Consider the following 3,308-nt stretch of genomic DNA (forward strand, 5'->3'; position numbering starts at 1 on the left):
TTTGGGGTGCAGTTCATAAGCAGGGTGCGGTCTTTTTATTTTGTAATGGGTACGTTTTTTGGTGATGACACTCAAAAATTAAAAACATCATTCAAGTTTTCAGCCATTGAAGGGTGAGTAAAGAGTTGGTTTTTGAGGTAGGTATACGGAATATTGTTGTCTATAGCCATTTTGATTAAGTTGATGTATTCTTGTGAGTGAGCGCCTAAAAGGGTAGCTCCCAAGATAGCTTTTGTTTCAGGATTGATAATAACCTTAAAAATACCTCGCAAATCATCACTAACATGCGCGCGTGGCATATTAGATACTAGCAGTTCGTTTGTTTGATAGGATAATCCCTCATCCTTAGCCTGAGCTTCTGTCAATCCGACTTGAGATAAAGGTGGCTCGATGAATGTTGTGGTTGGGATATGGTGACGATCTTTATGACTATAGTGACTGGATTGGGTTAAATGCCCAAAAACAATTCGAAAATCATCTAGAGACGTATAGGTAAATTGAGGACCACCATTGACATCACCAACAGCGTAAACACCCTCAACAGTGGTTTGACAAAACTCGTCAACAACAATGGCTCCACGGTCGTTGGTTTCAATATCAGTGTTCTCCAGACCTAGACCAGCAGTAGCTGGCTTACGCCCCATGGCATAAAGCAACACATCAAAGGTATCGGTATGCCCGTTGGCTGAAATAATGACCTTACCATTATTGTCGTTAGAAACCATGTCAACTGAAGCAGATAGTTTGAAGGTCACCCCGTCTTCTTCCAAGTAACTTGTTGCCATTTTGGCAACAACCGGCTCGTAGCGCCCTAAAATGGCAGGAGATGCTTCATAAACAACTACTTCCGTGCCTAAATTAGCGTACAGGCTAGCAAATTCCAAGCCAATGTTCCCACCACCAATGATAGCCAAACGCTTGGGCTGTTCTTCAATGCTGAGGATGCCTGTACTATCGACCACGTTTTGACTATCAGCTAAGCCAGGGATAGGAAATTTATTGGAAATAGCTCCAGTGTTAATGACAATGGTCTGTGCTTCTAACATTAAGGAGTCATCTCCTGCTTCAATTTGGACTGTTTTGTTAGTGACAAATGTTGCCTTGCCCTGATAAAGGGTGACTCCAGAACTAGTGAGTGCTTTCTCATTTTTTTGGCGGAGGCGACTAACAACAGTTTCTTTATGGCTCATAGCTTCTGCAAAAGAAGCATTCTTCTCAGCTGCTAAAATCAAAGCCTTTGTTGGGATGCACCCGATATTAATACAAGTACCACCGTACATATCAGCATTTTTTTCAATGAGCGCGACTTTTTTGCCTAGTTTTGCCATTTTAGCTGCCAATGTCTTTCCAGCTTTGCCAAAACCAATGACAATAAGATCATATTTTTCCATTGCGAACTCCCTCTAAAAGATAAATAAAGATGATTAATGTCATTCTAGCATAAGATAATCATCATGTCCTAAACTGGCTACGCAGAACGAAATCAATAAGAAGTGTTTTGGATCTGTCATTCCCGTAGCAGATTCTTGCAATATCACCTGATTTCTCCTAAAATAAGCTTATAAACGAAAAGAACGGAGAAACTACCTATGGCACATATCGTAACAGATGCGACATTTGATGCAGAAACAAAAGAAGGTCTAGTTCTTGTTGATTTTTGGGCAACTTGGTGTGGTCCTTGTTTAATGCAAGCACCTATCCTTGATCAACTATCAGAGGAATTAGACGAAGACGAGCTTAAAATTGTTAAAGTTGATGTAGACGAAAATCCTAATACAGCTCAACAGTTTGGCATCATGTCTATTCCGACATTGCTTTTCAAAAAAGATGGACAAGTCGTGAAACAAGTAGCTGGTGTCCACACAAAAGAACAAATCAAAGCAATCGTAGCAGAGTTAAGCTAATGCAAAAATGAGAGTTCCTTAGGAACTCTCATTTTTTTGTGGATAAATAAGATTTTAACATCTTTTTTTGTGGCGTTGCCATGGGATATTGCTCCAGATTTTCTAATGACACAAAAGCCAGCTGCTTATTATCGGTCAATTCGGGACAATCTACAGTTCCCTCGATTAACTCAATAGTCCACTTTTGGTGACTAAAGGTATGCTTAACCATTTCAAACTGACGCGTCGACCAGATTGGTTGGAGGTGATAAGTTTTTTCAAAAAAAACTTTTTGCGATGCGGTTTCTAAGTCCTTGCTAGTAGATTCAAAGAGACTGAGCTGTTCACTCAAAAACTGCGTTTCAACAATCGGAAAGGACCAAAAACCTCCTAGTAATTTATCTTGAGTATTTTTTTCTAGTAGCAGTTGACCGTCGCTGTTTTTAATAATAAACGCTTGAATTTGCAACAAGCGAGGCTTTTTTTTAGGTTCTTTAATGGGATATTTGTCATAAGTTCCGTTCAAATAAGCTCCGCAAAAAAAGCGAACAGGTGACTCATCTGGCCGAGGGTTCTTAGCAGACTCAATATCAGTTCCAAGGTCCATTAAAGCCTGATTGAAATCTCCAGGTCGATCTGGGTCAATCAGCTCCTCCATGAGAGCTTGGAAGATGCGTCGATTCTTAGGATCCCCAATATCATAATCAATTTCAAATAAGCGAGCCATCACTCGCATGACATTTCCATCAACCGCAGGTTCAGGCAAATCAAAAGCGATACTGGCAATTGCTCCTGCTGTATAAGGTCCAATCCCCTTTAATTGACAAATATCAGCATATGTAGAAGGAAAAACGCCATTAAAAGTAGACATAATTTGCTGAGCAGCTATTTGCATATTACGGACACGAGAATAATAGCCTAAACCCTCCCAAGCTTTGAGCAATCTTTCCTCATCAGCAGTAGCAAGGTCTTCAATGGTAGGAAACCATTCTAAGAAACGTTCATAATAAGGAATAACCGTCACAACTTGCGTCTGCTGCAGCATAATTTCCGACACCCAAATGTGATAAGGGTTTTTAGTACGCCTCCAAGGCAAATCTCGCTTTTCTTGGTCATACCAAGCAAGCAGCGTTCGACGAAAAGAAGCAATTTTTTGCGTATCCCAAAGGTCAACACCATAATCTTTTAAATTAATCATAGTCATTATTTTAGCACATGATCGATAATTTTTTCAAAAATGCTACTACTAAAAGATTTGTTTCTAAAAACAGTTAAGCATTTCAGAACTAAAAGTAAGATGACAGTATAGCTCTTAATAACAAAAAACATCTAGAATACGCAAGCATTATAACATTAACCCCGAATCTTCTTTCAAAGAAACTGTTATCAGATAAATCTCTCGGACAATTATCAAAAAATATTTAA

2 protein-coding genes and 1 pseudogene are annotated in these 3,308 nt (G+C 39.3%); 1 reads left to right on the plus strand and 2 read right to left on the minus strand.

Annotated features, from left to right (window positions below):
• Positions 1 to 71 precede the first annotated feature (71 nt).
• Positions 72 to 1,391 carry an FAD-containing oxidoreductase gene (locus AKK44_RS08260; protein WP_054279284.1) on the minus strand — a complete coding sequence of 440 codons (1,320 nt, stop codon included), beginning with the start codon at positions 1,389 to 1,391 and terminating at the stop codon, positions 72 to 74.
• A 198-nt stretch (positions 1,392 to 1,589) separates the two neighbouring features.
• Between AKK44_RS08260 and trxA the strand changes: the two genes are divergently transcribed.
• Positions 1,590 to 1,904, plus strand: a complete 315-nt coding sequence (gene trxA, locus AKK44_RS08265; RefSeq protein WP_037594478.1) for a thioredoxin — start codon at positions 1,590 to 1,592, stop codon at positions 1,902 to 1,904.
• Positions 1,905 to 2,016: 112 nt separating this feature from the next.
• Here trxA and mutY read toward each other — a convergent pair.
• A pseudogene (gene mutY / locus AKK44_RS08270) lies at positions 2,017 to 3,087 on the minus strand (A/G-specific adenine glycosylase); the annotation flags it as partial.
• Positions 3,088 to 3,308 lie beyond the last annotated feature (221 nt).

The sequence above is a fragment of the Streptococcus phocae genome (assembly GCF_001302265.1).
Classification (GTDB): Bacteria; Bacillota; Bacilli; order Lactobacillales; family Streptococcaceae; genus Streptococcus; species Streptococcus phocae.

Coding starts and splice junctions, on each gene's coding strand:
- AKK44_RS08260 (WP_054279284.1), bottom strand. CDS start 1,391: ATGGAAAAATATGATCTTATTGTCATTGGTTTTGGCAAAGCTGGAAAG.
- trxA (WP_037594478.1), top strand. CDS start 1,590: ATGGCACATATCGTAACAGATGCGACATTTGATGCAGAAACAAAAGAA.